The 16641-nt window shown below is 64.8% G+C and carries 14 protein-coding genes and 1 pseudogene; 8 read left to right on the forward strand and 7 right to left on the reverse strand.

Going from position 1 to position 16641, the window contains the following annotated elements; translation table 11 throughout:
* Window positions 1-17: 17 nt before the first annotated feature.
* Window positions 18-479, reverse strand: a complete 462-nt coding sequence (locus QMX96_RS22775; RefSeq protein WP_274096410.1) for a nucleoside deaminase — start codon at window positions 477-479, stop codon at window positions 18-20.
* Window positions 480-627: 148 nt separating this feature from the next.
* Here QMX96_RS22775 and QMX96_RS22780 point away from each other — a divergent pair, with 148 nt between their 5' ends.
* Together QMX96_RS22780 and QMX96_RS22785 are read left to right on the forward strand one after the other, a co-directional pair.
* Window positions 628-1332 (forward strand): type 1 glutamine amidotransferase domain-containing protein, encoded by a 705-nt coding sequence (locus tag QMX96_RS22780; RefSeq protein ID WP_043862926.1) that lies wholly within the window; start codon window positions 628-630, stop codon window positions 1330-1332.
* Between the two features lie 140 nt (window positions 1333-1472).
* Window positions 1473-2279, forward strand: a complete 807-nt coding sequence (locus QMX96_RS22785) for a CSS-motif domain-containing protein (protein ID WP_043862927.1) — start codon at window positions 1473-1475, stop codon at window positions 2277-2279.
* 67 nt (window positions 2280-2346) lie between these two features.
* Here the strand turns inward: QMX96_RS22785 and hppD are convergent, their stop codons facing one another.
* Window positions 2347-3423, reverse strand: coding sequence for a 4-hydroxyphenylpyruvate dioxygenase (gene hppD / locus QMX96_RS22790; protein WP_054915379.1), 1077 nt, complete (start codon window positions 3421-3423; stop codon window positions 2347-2349).
* Between the two features lie 405 nt (window positions 3424-3828).
* Between hppD and QMX96_RS22795 the strand changes: the two are divergent.
* Both QMX96_RS22795 and rarD read left to right on the forward strand, forming a co-directional pair.
* Window positions 3829-5377, forward strand: a pseudogene (locus QMX96_RS22795) (EAL domain-containing protein).
* A 61-nt stretch (window positions 5378-5438) separates the two neighbouring features.
* Window positions 5439-6326, forward strand: coding sequence for an EamA family transporter RarD (gene rarD, locus QMX96_RS22800; RefSeq protein ID WP_054915381.1), 888 nt, complete (start codon window positions 5439-5441; stop codon window positions 6324-6326).
* On the opposite strand, the gene QMX96_RS22805 is transcribed toward rarD, so the two are convergent.
* Window positions 6289-7860, reverse strand: coding sequence for a TerC family protein (locus QMX96_RS22805; protein ID WP_043862931.1), 1572 nt, complete (start codon window positions 7858-7860; stop codon window positions 6289-6291). The two genes, rarD and QMX96_RS22805, sit on opposite strands and share 38 nt — an antisense overlap.
* Before the next feature lie 269 nt (window positions 7861-8129).
* Here QMX96_RS22805 and QMX96_RS22810 point away from each other — a divergent pair, with 269 nt between their 5' ends.
* Window positions 8130-8723 carry a LysE family translocator gene (locus QMX96_RS22810; RefSeq protein ID WP_054915382.1) on the forward strand — a complete coding sequence of 198 codons (594 nt, stop codon included), beginning with the start codon at window positions 8130-8132 and terminating at the stop codon, window positions 8721-8723.
* A gap of 65 nt (window positions 8724-8788) precedes the next feature.
* On the opposite strand, the gene QMX96_RS22815 is transcribed toward QMX96_RS22810, so the two are convergent.
* Window positions 8789-9571, reverse strand: coding sequence for an AraC family transcriptional regulator (locus QMX96_RS22815; RefSeq protein ID WP_054915383.1), 783 nt, complete (start codon window positions 9569-9571; stop codon window positions 8789-8791).
* Between the two features lie 136 nt (window positions 9572-9707).
* Between QMX96_RS22815 and QMX96_RS22820 the strand changes: the two genes are divergently transcribed.
* Window positions 9708-10259 carry an RNA 2'-phosphotransferase gene (locus tag QMX96_RS22820; protein ID WP_229589254.1) on the forward strand — a complete coding sequence of 184 codons (552 nt, stop codon included), beginning with the start codon at window positions 9708-9710 and terminating at the stop codon, window positions 10257-10259.
* On the opposite strand, the gene QMX96_RS22825 is transcribed toward QMX96_RS22820, so the two are convergent.
* Complete coding sequence (locus tag QMX96_RS22825; RefSeq protein ID WP_043862935.1) at window positions 10256-10804, reverse strand: XRE family transcriptional regulator; 549 nt, start codon at window positions 10802-10804, stop codon at window positions 10256-10258. The two genes, QMX96_RS22820 and QMX96_RS22825, sit on opposite strands and share 4 nt — an antisense overlap.
* Before the next feature lie 161 nt (window positions 10805-10965).
* Here QMX96_RS22825 and QMX96_RS22830 point away from each other — a divergent pair, with 161 nt between their 5' ends.
* Window positions 10966-11748, forward strand: coding sequence for an aldolase (locus tag QMX96_RS22830; protein WP_043862936.1), 783 nt, complete (start codon window positions 10966-10968; stop codon window positions 11746-11748).
* 25 nt (window positions 11749-11773) lie between these two features.
* The gene (locus QMX96_RS22835; protein ID WP_282362506.1) at window positions 11774-12658 is read left to right on the forward strand and encodes a dihydrodipicolinate synthase family protein; all 885 of its coding nucleotides are present in this window, start codon (window positions 11774-11776) and stop codon (window positions 12656-12658) included.
* Between the two features lie 83 nt (window positions 12659-12741).
* On the opposite strand, the gene QMX96_RS22840 is transcribed toward QMX96_RS22835, so the two are convergent.
* Both QMX96_RS22840 and QMX96_RS22845 read right to left on the reverse strand, forming a co-directional pair.
* Window positions 12742-14970, reverse strand: coding sequence for a TonB-dependent siderophore receptor (locus QMX96_RS22840; RefSeq protein WP_282362507.1), 2229 nt, complete (start codon window positions 14968-14970; stop codon window positions 12742-12744).
* A 150-nt stretch (window positions 14971-15120) separates the two neighbouring features.
* A complete protein-coding gene (locus tag QMX96_RS22845; protein ID WP_043862939.1) occupies window positions 15121-16539 on the reverse strand; it encodes a TIGR00366 family protein in 1419 nt (472 codons plus the stop codon).
* Between the last annotated feature and the right edge of the window lie 102 nt (window positions 16540-16641).

Here is a 16641-nt window from a genome sequence, read left to right on the forward strand (position 1 = left end):
GTGCGCTTCCTTGGGGCTCAAGGCTCGGACTGCTCGCCGATATCTTCGTTCCAGAGCTGGGGGTGGTCCTCGATGAATCTGCGCATCAGGCCGGTGCAGGTGGCGTCATGCAGCACCTGCAGGTTCACGCCACGGCTCTGCAGCAGGTCCTCTTCGCCCAGGAAGGTGTGGTGCTCGCCGATCACCACCTGCTTGATGCCGTACAGCAGGATGGCGCCGCTGCACATGGCGCAGGGTGACAGGGTGGTATAGAGGGTGGCGTCGGCGTACACGCTGGCGGGCTGGCGCCCGGCATCTTCGAGCGCGCTCATTTCACCGTGCAGTATCGCGCTGCCCTGTTGCACCCGGCGGTTGTGGCCGCGTCCGATGATCCTGCCCTGGTGCACGATCACCGAGCCGATGGGAATGCCACCTTCTGCCAGGCTCTTCTGCGCTTCGTCGATGGCGGCCTGCATGAACGGATCGGTGTGTGTGGACATGATGGCGGTGACTCCTGTGACAGCGGCTGTATGGGTGGAAACTAGCACAACGCCCTGGGCGATGGCGGGTTTTGCGGCCGCGACTATGCTCTATAGGTTTGCTTCGCCCCACCCCTCCCCCGCGCCCGATCACCAGAGGAACGCTGCAATGAGCAAGAAAGTACTGGTAGTGCTGACCAATACCGCCAGGTATCCGAGCCTCAAGCGCGCCACCGGGCTGTGGCTGGGCGAAGCCGTGCACTTCGTTGCGGTGATCGAGAAGGCCGGCTACAAGGTGGACTATGTGAGCCCCGCCGGCGGCTACGTGCCGATCGACCCGCACAGCCTGAGCATGGCCCCGGACCTGGATTGGCAGTGGTACGACGACAAGGCGTTCATGAACCGCCTGGGCGCCACCCTGGCCCCTGACCAGGTCAAGGCGCAGGACTACCACGCGATCTATTTCACCGGCGGCCACGGGGTGATCTGGGACTTCCCCGACAACACGGCATTGCAGGGCCTGGCGCGCCAGATCTTCGAGGCCGGCGGCGTGGTGGCCTCGGTGTGCCATGGCGCGGTCGGCCTGCTCAACATCAAGCTCAGTGACAACACCCTGCTGCTCAAGGACCGCGAGGTTACCGGGTTCTCCAACGTCGAGGAACAACTGGTCGAACTGGACAAGGTGGTGCCGTTTCTGACCGAGAACGAACTGGCCGCGCGCGGTGGCCTGTACAGCAAGGCCGAGGACCCCTGGCAGGAATACGTGGTGCGCGACCAGCGCGAGGGGCGCCTGATCACCGGGCAGAACCCCGCCTCCTCGGCCGCTGTCGCACGCCAGGTGCTGGCAGTACTGGCCGCATCGAAGGCAGGCTAGCCCCCCGGAGCGTCGACGAATAGCACGGCCAATGTCGTCGCGTCTTACAAGGGCAAACTACGCCCCTCACTTATGCTGAACGGCATCCGCTCAAGATGCCCGCGCGCCCCTGCGGCCCGCTCTGTCAACATAGGTGAATCATGCCCCGTCACAAATTTCGCGCTGGCCGTGTGCTGCTGGAACTGCTGGTCATCCTGTTGATCGGCCTGACCCCTGTGGGGTGCGGCCTGTTGATCATGAGCTGGCAGGTGGAAAAGATGCTGGCCGAGTCGACCCTGGTCTCGATCCAGCACACCCAGCAGGACATCGATCGCATCCTCGACTCGCTGCACAATGCCAGCAACAAGGTGCTCAACCTGGCGGACTTCCCCTGCCCGCGGGCCCTGCCCAGCCTGCGTACCGAAGTGGTGATGCGCCCCGAGCTGCGCTCGCTGGTGCTGGTGCGCGAGAACCGGGCCTACTGCAGCACGGTGCACGGCGAATACCAGCTGCTGGTCGACCCGGGCAGCTTCTTCAACCAGCGCCTGCGCCTGGAGCCGGGCAACGATGTGACCCCGGACTCGGCCATCCTGTATTACCGCCTGCAGGAGTACCCGCTCGGCGTGCTGGCCCTGGTCGACGCCAAGACCCTGCAAGCCACGATGCAGCGGGTAAAGGCCAGCGCCAATCTGGTGCTGCAGTTCGGTGACGATTACCTGTGGAGCGAGGGCAGCACCTTCGACGACGTGCTGCCCGATCACTCCGAACAGCATGTCCGCGTGCTGTCCGCCAGTTACGGGTACACCATCCATGGCGGCTACCCGGACGGCCATATCTGGCAGGCGATGCTGTCCAACGCCCAGGCCATCATCCCGTCGTTGCTGCTGGTCGGCGTCATGACCTCGGCAGCGGTGTACTGGACGCTGTTTCGCAACCGCCGCGCGCCATCGGTGCGTCGTTACGGTTGAGGCCGGCGCAGGCACAAAAAAAGGCCATCGAGGCATGCTCGATGGCCTTTTTGCATACGCGCCGCGTTTATTCGGCGGTCAGTACACCGCGGCGAACCTGGTCGCGCTCGATGGATTCGAACAGGGCCTTGAAGTTGCCCTCGCCGAAGCCGTCGTCACCCTTGCGCTGGATGAACTCGAAGAACACCGGGCCCATCAGGGTTTCGGAGAAGATCTGCAGCAGCAGGCGCTTGTCGCCCGCCTCGGACGAGCCGTCCAGCAGAATGCCCCGCGACTGCAGCTCGCCCACCGGCTCGCCGTGGTTCGGCAGACGGCCTTCGAGCATTTCGTAGTAGGTGTCCGGCGGTGCGGTCATGAAACGCATGCCGAGCTTTTTCAGCGCGTCCCAGCTCTTGATCAGGTCGTCGGTGAGGAAGGCGACGTGCTGGATGCCCTCGCCGTTGAACTGCATCAGGAACTCTTCGATCTGGCCGGCGCCCTTGGAGGACTCCTCGTTCAGCGGGATACGGATCATCGCGTCGGGGGCGGTCATGGCCTTGGAGGTCAGGCCGGTGTACTCACCCTTGATGTCGAAGTAGCGGATCTCGCGGAAGTTGAACAGCTTCTCGTAGAAGCCGGCCCAGTAGGCCATGCGCCCGCGATACACGTTGTGGGTCAGGTGGTCGATGATCTTGAGGCCGGCGCCGACCGGGTTGCGGTCCACGCCTTCGATCCACTTGAAGTCGATGTCGTAGATCGAGCTGCCTTCCTCGAAACGGTCGATCAGGTACAGCGGCGCGCCGCCGATACCCTTGATCGCCGGCAGGCGCAGTTCCATCGGCCCGGTCTCGATCTCGACCGGCTGGGCACCCAGCTCCAGGGCACGGGCATAGGCTTCATGGGCATTGCGCACACGGAAGGCCATGCCGCACACCGACGGACCATGCTCGGCGGCAAAGTAGGACGCCACGCTCTTGGGTTCGTTGTTCAGGATCAGGTTGATGCCGCCCTGACGGTACAGGTGCACGTCCTTGGAGCGGTGGCTGGCGACCTTGGTGAAGCCCATGATCTGGAAGATCGGCTCCAGGGTACCCGGGACAGGTGCGGCCAGTTCAATGAACTCGAAGCCCATCAGGCCCATCGGGTTTTCGAAGATATCTGCCATGTTCGTTTCCTCATCATCAAAGCGTTCAAATCACAGGGGTAGCTTGCTGTCGATGTGGAGCGAACGTGGCGGCGCGCAGGAGATGCCCCTCACACTGCGGGCGAGGTAGTCACCATAAATCAGTTTGAACCCATGACACTTCATATGGGACCTATTCTCGGCCGTCTGATCCTCCAGTGGCGAAGGACCTTATTATTGTATGCGTAACGCGATTCTACAGGGCGTAAGAAAAATTGTAAGTACTTTAGTGCCCGGGCCTGCCGACAGCGGCAGCCTCCCCTGCAGTACATCAGGCTGACGCCTCAGCTGTATACGGGCCGATGAACGGCTATGCTGTGCGCTCAGGGGTACCAGGGAAACCCTGCCCTTGAAATCATCCGCGCTCATCCCGCACAGGTAGACACCATGCCCCTCACGAAAAAACGCCCCGGTCGCTGGACCCTGCGAGCCCTGCTGCCATGGCTGGTGGGGGCGATACCGGTGGTGTCCGGCGTGCTGATCATGCACTGGCAGGCCCAGCGTGAGCTCGAGGCCAGGGCCGTGAACACGGCCGCCCTGGTCACCGGGCACTTCGAACGCATCCTCGACAACATCGCCGGCGCCGCCCAGGCCCTGCTGCCCCTGACCCGCCAACCCTGCGCAGAGGCCACGCTGGCCCTGCGCGAACAGGTGACACGCGGCTCGTTCGTGCGCTCCAGCAACCTGTTTCGTGACAATGACCTGTACTGCAGTTCGCTGTTTGGCAACTTCAGCGAGCCGGTGGATGCCAAGGACTATGTCGATGGCAGCCTGTGGTTGATGAACGGCAACTCGGTGACGCCCGGCCATGCACTGCTGGCCTACCGGCTCAGCAAGGGCAACGACGGCGCCATCACCACCGTCGATGGCGACCACCTGAGCAGCGCCCTGGAGCTGCTCGACCAGGGCACCACCCTGGTGCTGCAGGTAGGCCCCAACTGGATGGGCGAAGACGGCGTGGTGCACCAGGGCCCGCCCCCGGTGTTTGCCGTGGCGCCGACGCAGCAGGCCTCGCAGCGCTATCGTTTTTCGGTGCACAGCGGTTATGCCGCTGGCGAGCCCTGGCGCCTGATGCGCGCCGAGTACCCGGGGCTGTTCGGCCTGGTGACCCTGCTGGGCGTGATGGCCGGCGCGGCCTGCCGCTGGCAGCTGCGCAGGGCCAGTTCGCCACGGGTGGAGCTGCAACGGGCACTGGAGGCCGACGAGTTCATCCCGTACTTCCAGCCGGTGGTGCGCGAGGGTGACTACCGCTGGGCCGGCGCCGAGGTGCTGATGCGCTGGCAGCACCCGCGCGAAGGCATGGTGCGCCCAGACCTGTTCATTCCCTATGCCGAGCACAGCGGCCAGATCGTGCCCATGACCCGGCGCCTGATGCAGCGCGTGGCCGAAGGCCTGGCGCCCCACGCCCAGACCTTTGGCGACGGCTTTCATGTGGGCATCAACATCACTGCCGATCACTGCCAGGACATGGCCCTGTATGACGACTGCCGCGATTTTCTCGCCGCCTTCCCGCCTGGCCGGGTGATCCTGACCCTGGAACTGACCGAGCGCAAGCTGGTGGTACCCAGCGACACCACCGAGCAGCTGTTCGCAAGGCTGCAGGCCCTGGGGGTGATGATCGCCATCGATGACTTCGGCACCGGCCAGTCGAGCCTGGGCTACCTGCGCCAGTTCAAGGTCGACTACCTGAAGATCGACCAGAGCTTCGTGGCCATGATCGGCGTCGATGCCCTGTCGCTGCATATCCTGGACAGCATCATCGAGCTGTCGGGCAAGCTGGGCCTGGGCATTGTCGCCGAGGGCGTGGAGACCATCGCCCAGCGCGACTACCTGGCCCGGCACCGGGTGGACTTCCAGCAGGGCTACCTGTTCGCCCGGCCGATGCCGTTGGCCGAGTTCGTGGCTGCATTGGGCACACAGCCGGTTGCCCAGGTGACGCGCCCCTGAGATCATGCGCGCTCACCACTTCCCTACCCCTTCGTGCTCCCGAGGCCCCCTTGTCCAGAGGCATCGTTTCATCGGTCATGGCGTCGTGTCTGTTCGCCCTGATGTACTACTACACCTCCCTGCTCACCCCCCTCGACGGCGAGGAGATCTTCGGTTGGCGCATGCTGCTGACCCTGCCGTGCATCACGCTGTTCATGCTGCTGTCCAAGGACTGGCCACTGGCAATCGGCGTACTGCAGCGCATCCGGCGCAACCCGCTGCTGTTGCTGGGGCTGGTGGGTACCTCGACATTGATGGGGCTGCAGCTGTGGGTGTTCCTGTGGGCACCGCTGCACGGGCGCAGCATGGAGGTGTCGCTGGGGTACTTCCTGCTGCCGCTGACCATGGTGCTGACCGGGCGGGTGGTGTATGGCGAGCGCCTGTCACGCCTGCAGAAGGTCGCCGTGGCCTGCGCCGTGGTGGGGGTGGGGCATGAACTGATACGCCATGGCTCGTTCGCCTGGGAAACCCTGCTGGTGGCCGGCGGCTACCCGTTCTACTTCATCTTGCGGCGCAAGTTGCGCACCGATCACCTGGGCGGGCTGTGGGCCGACATGTGCCTGATGATGCCGCCCTCGGTGTACTTCATCGTGCAGGGCCCGCTGAGCGCAGCCGACCTGCTGGCCCACCCGCAGCTCTATGTGCTGATCCCGATCCTGGGCGTGATCAGCGCCCTGGCGCTGGTCACCTACGTGATGGCCAGCCGTCTGCTGGCGTTCAGCCTGTTCGGCCTGCTCAGCTATGTGGAACCGGTGCTGCTGGTGGCGGTGGCCCTGATCCTGGGCGAGAGCATCGCCCAGGATCAGTGGCTGACCTACCTGCCGATCTGGCTGGCAGTGGTGGTGCTGGTGCTCGAGGGGGTCAGGCACCTGCTGCGTCAGCGGCGGCGTTCGGTGTAAGCCGTACCTGCCGCACCCGGCGCTCCTGCACGGCCTCGACGGTCATCAGCCAGTCGCCCCAGGTCAGTTGATCGCCCACCCGCGGCAGGCGGTCGAGCAGGCTCATGACCAGGCCGGCGAGGGTCTGGTAGTCCTCGGTGGGCTTGGCCGCAAAGCCGATCTGCGCCTGGATCTGGCGCAGGTTCAGCGCGCCGTTGACCAGGTAGCCGTCCGGCGCCTGCACGATGCCCGGCCCTTCGACTTCACTGGCATCGGGCAGCTCGCCGGCGATGGACTCGAGGATATCGGTCATGGTCAGCACGCCGGTGAAGTCGCCGAATTCGTTGACCACGAAGGCGATGTGGGTCGACTGGCTGCGCATCTGCTCCAGCGCGTTGAGGATGCTGAAACTCTCCAGCAGGTTCAGCGGCGTGCGCGCCAGGCGCTCCAGGTCCGGCTCGTGACCGGCCAGCAGCTCCCTGAGCAGCTCCTTCTTGTGCACGAAGCCCAGCGGCTCCTCCACCCGCCCCTGGCGAATCAGCGGCAGGCGCGAGTAGGACGAATGCATCAGCGCGGTACGGATCGCCTCCGGCGGTTGTGCCAGGTCGATGAAGTCGACTTTGGCGCGCACCGTCATCAGCGTTCTGATGGGGCGTTCGGCCAGGTTCAGCACGCCGCTGATCATCACCCGTTCGCGGCGGTCGAACAGCACCTGTTCATCGCCATCCTCGACCAGGTCGGCGATGTCCTCACCCACCTCGTCGGCCTGCAACCGGCGCCCACCCAGCATGCGCATCACCGCGTGGGCGGTGCGCTCGCGCAATGGCCGGTGCTGTTGCAGGCTGCGCTTGCGCCGGGCGCGGGCCAGCTGGTTGAACAGCTCGATCAGGATCGAGAAGCCGATTGCCGCGTACAGGTACCCCTTGGGTATATGAAAGCCCAGGCCCTCGGCGGTGAGGCTGAAGCCGATCATCATCAGAAAGCCCAGGCACAGCATGATCACCGTGGGGTGGGCGTTGACGAAGCGGGTCAGCGGCTTGCTCGCGACGATCATGATGCCGATGGAGAAGATCACCGCGATCATCATGATCGACAGGTGCTCGACCATGCCCACGGCGGTAATCACCGCGTCCAGCGAGAACACTGCATCGAGTACCACGATCTGCGCCACGATCGGCCAGAACGCCGAATGGCGCGCCGGGCCCTGATGGTGGGCGACATGCCCTTCGAGACGCTCGTGCAACTCCATGGTGGCCTTGAACAGCAGGAACACACCGCCGAACAGCATGATCAGGTCACGGCCCGAGAAGCTCTTGTCGAACACCTCGAACAGCGGCGCGGTCAGCGTCACCATCCACGAGATGCTGGCCAGCAGGCCCAGGCGCATGATCAGCGCCAGCGACAGGCCGATCACCCGCGCGCGGTCGCGCTGATGGGGCGGCAGCTTGTCGGCGAGAATCGCGATGAACACCAGGTTGTCGATACCCAGTACCAGCTCGAGCACGATCAGCGTGGCAAGGCCCAACCAGGCCGTGGGGTCGGCTAGCCATTCCATGGGCAGGTACTCAGGCGGGAAACGTCACGGGGACGGGAAAGGGAGGATGGCCAGGACGGCCGGGTACTGGGAGGCTCCGAGAACGAAGTCATATCAACCTTGGGTCAATTAGGGACGGTGATCCTACAATTTCAGCTGACTTTTCTCACAGCGTGAAATTATTTCAATCTGTGGCAAAACACCCGCTGCGGCACAGGGCAATTTCCTTCAATACCCCACCGACCTTCCCGCCTACCCTCGCTGCACCCTCCCCCTCAAGGATCTGCCGCATGAGCCTCAGCCTTTCCATGGCCGCCTTCGCCCTGGCCGCCTCCATTTCCCCTGGCCCGGTCAACATCGTTGCCCTGGGCGCCGGCGCACGGCATGGCTTGCGCCCGGCCATGCGCCACGTTACCGGCGCCACCCTGGGGTTCATACTGCTGCTGGTACTGATCGGCCTGGGCCTGCACGAGGTGCTGCGCCACTGGCCAGGCCTTGCCGTTGCCCTGCACTGGGCCGGGGTGCTGTTTCTGCTGTACATGGCATGGAAACTGGCCCGCGACGACGGCGCGCTCGGTGAAGGGCGTGATACCCACGCACCCAGCCTGCTGCGCGGCGCTGCCATGCAATGGCTCAACCCCAAGGCCTGGCTGGCCTGCGTGGCGGGCATCGGCGCCTTCGTGGGCCAGGGCGAAACCGCCCTGCTGGGCCAGTTCAGCCTGATCTACCTGGTGATCTGCTACCTCTCGCTGGGCAGCTGGGCGCTGGCCGGCAGCCTGATCCGCAGCTACCTCGACAACCCGCGGCGCCTGCGCCTGTTCAATCGCAGCCTGGCCGCCCTGCTGGTGCTGAGTGCGCTGTACCTGATGCAGGGGTCTGTATGAAAAAGACGAAGGTCAGGCTGTTTTCAACCCAGCATCACCGAGTATCAAGGCTTTTCGTACAGCGCCTAGGCTGAGCGGTAATGCCCGGGCGTCGCAGCCAGGTGCTGCTTGAATGCCCGTTGCAGATGCGCCTGGTCGGCAAACCCGGCCTCCAGCGCCACCTCGGCGATCAGCCGGCCCTGGCGCAACTGGGCGCGGGCGTACTGCACGCGGCAGTCCAGCACAAAGCCGTGCGGGGTCAGGCCGTAATGCTGCTTGAAGGTGCGGATCAGATACGAGGTGGACAAGCCGGCCGCCTGGCTGATGTCTTCGAGCTTGAGCGGTTCGGTGCAATGTGCGCGAATGAATGCCGCCGCCCGCTCCAGGCGCGCATCCGGCCTGGCCAGCGGTGGTGGCGCTGCCTCCAGCTGCTGGCGCAGGTCGCCGAAGAACGCTTCGGCAGCCGCCGCCTTGCACGCCGCGCCACGCTGGTTGTCGATGAGCACGTCGTACAACTGCAACAGGGCCTCGAACAGGGCCGGGGCGGTACTCAGGGTGGCAGCGACCGGTTCGAAGCCAAGCCGGGTCAGCCACGGCATGTCCACGTAAAGCATCAGGTACGACCACGGCTGGTCGGCGATCGGGTTGCAGGCATGCACCACACCGGGGTTCATCATCACCACCGTGCCGGTCTCGACCTCGCGCCAGGTGTGCCCGCTGAGGTAGGAGCTGCGCCCGGCAGTGATCGCACCGATGGAGAACCCGGCATGGGAATGGCGCGCATAGCAGACCTTGCGACCGTCTGCGACCCCGCGCGCCTCGATGAAGGGCAACGCCGGGTCACGCCAGAAATACGAGGTGGTGGTCATCGCGTGCGGGCCTGTGGGCAGTGGAACAACGCGCACTCTATCAGGCTTCAAGGCGTGCCACTGCCCCTTGCGCACCGCTCGTCGCCGCTTGCGCGCCCTGATAAGCTGCCGCGCAGACCGTTCAAGGAAGACCCGCATGAACAGCAAGCACTTCACCGAAACCAGCAAATTTCTCAGCTACGTGCTGCGTCACGCCCCCGAATCCATCGATCTGCAACTGGACAGCGAAGGCTGGGGCGATGTCGATGCACTGATTGCCGGCGCCGCTCGCCAGGGCCGCGCGCTGGACCTGGCGCACCTGCAGGCGGTGGTGGCCAGCAGCGACAAGAAACGCTTCGGCCTGTCGGACGATGGCCGCAGGATTCGCGCCGTACAGGGGCACTCGACAGCGACGGTCGAGCTCCAGTACGCGCCCAAGGCGCCGCCTGCCGAGCTGTACCACGGTACGGCAACGCGCTTTCTCGACTCGATTGCCCAACAGGGCCTGATCGCCGGCAACCGTCACCACGTGCACCTGTCCCACGACCCTGCCACGGCCATTGCGGTCGGCCAGCGTTACGGCTCACCGGTACTGCTGCACATCGATGCAGCGGCAATGCACGCCCAGGGCCTGGCGTTCTTCCAGGCCGACAATGGCGTATGGCTGACGGCCCACGTGCCGGTGGCGTACATTCGACAGCCCGGTTAAACCGGCGAATCGGCGTCGTGCACCACCACCAGCAACTGCGCCTGCACCGCCCCGACCGAGCGTAGCCGGTGCGGTGTCTGGGCATTAAAGTGCAGCGCATCGCCGCGCTCGAGCAACACCCGCTCGTGCATGAAGTCCACTTCCACCTGCCCTTCGTGCACGAACAGGAACTCTTCGCCAAGGTGCTCCTTGAACGTCGAGTCGCTGAAGTCCGCCGGCGGGCAGATGATGAACGGCAGCAGGCTGCGCTGGCCGATATGCTGGGCCAGCACCGCGTAGCCCGGCCCTTCGGCGCTGCCGGACAACGCCTGGCGTTCACCCCGGCGTACCAGGCTGTAGCGCGCCTGCGCAGGTTGGTCTTCGGCGAACAGTTCTTCCACGTTCACGTTCAACGCCCGCGCCAGTTTCAGCGCCGCCGCAATCGAAGGGGTGTTCAGACCCCGCTCCACCTTGGACAGGTAGCTCTTGGTCATGGCCGTTTTCTCGGCCAGCGTCTCAAGCGTCAGCCCAAGTTTTTTTCTTAATACTTTCAATCGGATAGACATTTAACGCCGCTATTCCCGGTGCAATGGGCAACCTTTCCCTTGCCAATGACACTTTGTGTCATATAGCCTTGTTTGTGTCATGAGGTTGACCACCCCGCTCACCTTCCAAGCAACCGGGGCGGGCCAGCCCTGACGTCCGATCCGCCACCGAGGAAACCCCAATGGCCAAGACATTAGCACTCCCCAAGGACCAACTGGTCAAGCAGGCCCTGGAACAGATGCAGGGCTCGCTTGCCGATAATACGTGGACTGTGCGTGAAAAGCTGGCGCTGACCTGCCGAATCCTGTTCGACAACGGCCACGACTCCGGCCTGGCCGGGCAGATCAGTGCCCGCGGCCCGCAACCGGGCACCTTCTACACCCAGCAACTGGGGCTGGGCTTCGATGAAATCACCGCCAGCAACCTGCTATTGGTCAACGAGGACCTGGAGGTGCTCGAAGGCAGCGGCATGCCCAACCCGGCCAATCGCTTTCACAGCTGGGTGTACCGCGCACGCCCGGATGTGAACTGCATCATCCACACCCACCCGACCCACATCGCCGCGCTGTCGATGCTCGAGGTACCGTTGCAGGTGTCGCACATGGACCTCTGCCCGCTGTACGAGGACTGCGCGTTTCTCGAAGGCTGGCCCGGGGTGCCGGTGGGCAACGAGGAAGGCGAGCTGATCAGCGCGGCGCTGGGCGACAAGCGCGCCATCCTGCTGTCGCACCACGGCCAGCTGTCGACCGGCGCCAGCATCGAGGAAGCCTGTGTGATCGCGCAGTTGATCGAGCGCGCGGCGCGCCTGCAGTTGCTGGCGATGTCAGCCGGCCAGATCAAGCCCATCGAGCCGGTGCTGGGGCGCGAAGCGCACGACTGGATCGCCCGCCCCAAGCGCCACGGCGCGGCGTTCGCCTACTATGCCCGGCAGTGCCTGCGTCAGCATGCCGATTGCCTGAACTGAACCTGTTTTCTGCGGAGTGTTTTTCATGTCCACGACTTTTCACGGCATCATCGGCTACACCATCACCCCGTTCAGCGCCGACGGCACCCAGCTCGACCTGGCGGCCCTGGGCCGCTCCATCGATCGGCTGATCGAAGGTGGGGTACAGGCCATCGCGCCCCTGGGCAGCACGGGCGAAGGCGCCTACCTGAGCGACCGCGAGTGGGACCAGGTGGCCGAGTTCAGCCTGGCGCACATTGGCGGGCGGGTACCGACCATTGTCAGCGTCTCGGACCTGACCACCGCCAGCGCCATGCGCCGTGCGCGCTTTGCCGAGGCCCATGGGGCAGATGCGGTGATGGTATTGCCGGCGGCCTACTGGAAGCTGAGCGAGGCCGAGATCCTGCAGCACTACCAGAGCATCGGCGACTGCATCGGCGTGCCGATCATGCTCTACAACAACCCGGCCACCAGCGGCACCGACCTGTCGGTGGAGCTGATCATGCGCATCGTGCGCCAGGTCGAGAACGTGACCATGGTCAAGGAGAGTACCGGCGACATCCAGCGCATGCACAAGCTGCAGCAGTTGGGCGAAGGCCAGGTGCCGTTCTACAACGGCTGCAACCCGTTGGCCCTGGAAGCGTTCGTGGCCGGTGCCACGGGCTGGTGCACGGCGGCAGCCAACCTGATTCCGGCGCTCAACCAGCAGCTGTACCAGGCCGTGCTGGGTAACGACCTTGAGGCGGCGCGGGCGCTGTTCTACCGGCAGTTGCCATTGCTGGAGTTCATCCTCAAGGGCGGCTTGCCGGCGACGGTGAAGGCAGGGTTGGCGTTGACGGGGCTGGAGGTGGGCGAGCCGCGCAGGCCGGTGTTCGGGCTGGATGACGCCGGGCGTGGGCGGTTGCGCGGGTTGCTCGAACAGATGGGGTAAGGCCTTCTCACGGCCTCAGCGCACGGGATTGCCACGGCCAACAGGGCATGCATCGCCAGCCCTGTTGGCTCGGCTTCAGGGCGCTACAACCGCCAATCCAGGCTCACCGTCAGCGTGCGCGGATCACCCCAGTACACCCCGTTGTAGAACCCCACGTTGTTGTAGTACCTGGTATCCAGCAGGTTCTTCACGTTCAAGGACGCCGACAGGTGTTCGTCGAACTCGTAACGGGACATCAACCCCACCACCGTGTAGGACCGCTGGCGAATGTCAGCCGGCGCCGTGATGATCCGGCCATCGCTGCCTCGCCCCACCGGACGATTGCCGCTGCGGTAGATGTCGCTCTGCCAATCCACCGACCCACCCACGGTCAACCTGTCCATCACCCTGTAGGTGCTGTTCCAGCGCACCATGTTCAACGGCTGGGTGGTGTTGCGCCGCTTGTGCTCGGCATCCAGCGAGTGGGTGTAGCTGTAGCCCAGGGTCATGTTCCACCCCGCCATCACCTCGCCAGCGACCTCCGCCTCGAAGCCCTCCACGGTATTGCCCTTGCCGCCGGACTTGTAATACTGCTCGCCGTTGGGCCCTACCGGAATGGAATCGTCCACCTCGGCCACGTTGTCCTGCTTGCTGCGAAACACCGCCGTCGACAGGTTCAGGCGCTCGTCCAGCAGGCTGCCCTTCAGGCCCACCTCGTAGTTGCTGCCCACCACCGGTTCCAGGTACTTGTCGTCGACATCCTTGTAGTTCTGCGGCTTGAAGATGTCGGTGTAGCTGGCGTACACGGTGTATTGGTCGGTGATGTCGTACAGAACGCCCGCATAGGGTGTCCACACGTCATTGTGGGTGCGGCTGGAGCGCGGGTTCTCCACCACCTGCCCCGCCGCATCGAATGCCCATGAGCGCCCCGTGACCTTCCAGCTGCCGTAGCGGCTGCCCAGCACCAGGTGCAGTGCATCGGTCACGTTCAGCCGGGTGGCGACATAGCCGGCCTTCTGCTGCGTGGTATCGCGCGAACCATCCAGGTTGGTCACGGTATCGGCGAACTTGTCTACCCCGCCCAGGTACTTCCAGTCGGGGATGGTCGTGTAGCCGGGCGGCAGGTCCAGGGGCCGCTTGAGCGGCGCGCTGTTGCGCCGCTGCGACTCGCCATAGCCGATCATGAATTCGTGCTCGCGCCCCAGCAGCGCAAAGGGCCCGCCCAGGTTAAGGTCGGCGGCGCTCATTTTCTCGTCGCCGATGAAGTGGCTGACCCAGGCATTCATGCCGCTGCGGTCGGCCTCGGGGAAGCCCTGGCCACCGAAGTACACCTTGCCGTCGGTTTCGCTCTGGCGGTAGGTGTAGGCCGCCTTGAGGTGCCAGTCGCCGCCCAGGCGCTGGTCGAGGGTGGCGAACACGGTCTCGTCCTTGAGCGGCCACGAACTCCACGGCGCCGAGATGTTGTTCGAGCGCGGCAGCTTGGCCTTGCCACCGGAGGCGTTCCAGTACGGCACGGTGCCCCACGAGGCACCCTGTACATGCTTGTTCTGGTAGTCGTACCCCACCGCCAGCACGGTGTCGTCGCTCAGGTCACCCTCGAGAATGCCGTAGGCCACCTCGCGCTGGGTCTGGTAGCGGTCGCGAAACGAATGGGCGTCGCGGTAGGCCAGCACGCTGCGCCCGCGCAGACGACCGTCGAAGGCCAGCGGCCCGCCCACGTCGACATAGCTGTAGTAGTTGTCGTGGCTGCCGCCACGCAGGCCGGTTTTCACCGCCAGTTCATGGGTGGGGCGCTTGCGCATCATGTTGATGGTGCCCGACGGGTCGCCGGCGCCGGTGGTCAGCCCGGTGGCGCCACGCACCACTTCGATGCGGTCGTAGATGATGGTGTCCGAGTCGGACTTGAGCCCCGCGAAGGTGTTGAGCATGCCGTCGATCTGGAAGTTGTCGATGGCATAGCCGCGCGAGTTGTAGGTGGGGCGCTCGGAGTCGTTGCGCTGCACCACCACGCCCGTCACCTGGCCCATGGCTTCGGAGAGGTTGTCGAGCTGGAAGTCGTCCAGCTGCTGGCGGGTCAGCACCGACATCGACTGCGGGGTGTCCTTGATCGACAGGTTCAGGCGGGTGGCGGTGCTCATGCTGCCGGTGGTGTAGGCCCCGGTGTTTTCGGTGGTGCTGCCCAGGCCCTGGGCACTCACGTTGGTCGAACCCAGCTCCAGCGCCTGGGGGGCTGCGTCGGGCAGGGGTTCGTTGTCAGCCAGTGCGACGGCGCTGCAGGCGGTGCCGCACAGGCCCAGTGTCAACGTCATGGAACGGGTAATCGGCGCGAACATCGCGGCCTTCTCCTTGTTTTACGACGGGAAATTCCGTTTAGAAGTACACAGCGGGACATCATCGGATCACCCTTAATACGAATGCTTATCGATTTAATTTAGGCATGAAAAAGGCGATCCGAAGATCGCCTTTTTCACCCGCCGGATGCGCTAAGGCATCACAGGTGGCGTGTACTGCAACGTGGTGCCCAGCGCCCAGAGCAGGAACAGCACCAGCGGCACGTGCACCAGCAACTGCACGAACGAGAAGCCGATCAGGTCGCGCGCCTTGAGCCCCAGCACGCCCAGCAGCGGCAGCATGTAGAACGGGTTGATCAGGTTGGGCAGCGCCTCGGCGGCGTTGTAGATCTGCACCGCCCAGCCCAGGTGGTACTGCAGGTCGTTGGCCACCAGCATCACGTAGGGCGCCTCGATGATCCACTTGCCGCCACCGGAGGGAATGAAGAAGCCCAGCACCGCGGAGTACACGCCCATCAGCAAGGCGTAGGTGTCATGCGAGGCGATCTGCACGAAGAAGGTGGAGATATGGTGCGCCAGGGTTTGCGCGTCCACGCCCTTGACCTGGGTGAGGATGGCCGCGATCGAGCCGTACAGCGGGAACTGGATCAGTACCCCGGTGGTGGTCGGCACCGCACGGCCCACCGCATCCAGGAAGCTGCGCGGGCGCCAGTGCAGCAAGGCGCCGAGCATGATGAACAGAAAGTTGTAGGTATTGAGCCCCGAGATCGCGGTGATGGCCGGCTTGGTCGAGAACTCGTGGTACAGCCAGCCAGCCGCCAGGGCCACCAGCAGCAGGGTCAGCACCGGGCTGTATTCCAGCCATTCACCCGGGCGCGTGCGCTGCGCCGGTGGTGGTGCGCTGAAGCTGGGGTCGATGCCACAGGCCTGGGCATCGCGGGCACTCTGCGGGCCGGGTGCAGTGGCGTAGGCCACGATCAGCGACACGATGACCAGCGCCGCCAGCATCACGCCCGACTGCCAGAGGAAGATGGTTTCGGTGAACGGGATCACCCCGGTGATCGCCAGGATCGACGGCGGCAGGCTGGCCGGGTTGGCTTGCAGCTGCGCGGCCGACGAGGACAGGCCCAGGGCCCATACGGCGCCCAGGCCCAGGTAGGCGGCGGCACCGGCGGCGCGGTAGTCCATCTTCAGGTCGGTACGGCGCGCCAGGGCGCGTACCAGCAGGCCGCCGAACACCAGCGACAGGCCCCAGTTGAGCAGCGAGGCGACCATCGATATCAGCGCCACCCAGCACACGGCCGAACGGCCGTTCTTCGGAATGCGCGCCAGGCGGTCGATGAGTTTCACCGCCGGCGGCGAGCTGGCCACCACATAGCCGCCGATGACCACGAAGGCCATCTGCATGGTGAAGGGGATCAGGCTCCAGAACCCGTCACCGAAGGCGGTGGCGGTATCGAGGGGCTTGGCGCCCATGGCCAGGGCGGCCAGTGACACCAGCACCACGGCCAGGGCGGCGAACACCCAGGAGTCGGGGAACCAGCGTTCGGCCCAGTTGGAGCAACGCAGGGCAAAGCGGGCGGAGCGGCTGTCTTGGAGTTCGGCGGCCACGGGATTTTCCTTCTTATTGATTTTTTTTGAACGGCTGAAGGCCCCTTCGCCGGCAAGGCCGGCTCCTGCACAGGAATGCGTGGTTCCCTGCAGGAGCCGGCC

Origin of the sequence: Pseudomonas sp. PS01300 (genome assembly GCF_029960155.1) — a bacterium.
Classification (GTDB): domain Bacteria; phylum Pseudomonadota; class Gammaproteobacteria; order Pseudomonadales; family Pseudomonadaceae; genus Aquipseudomonas; species Aquipseudomonas palmensis.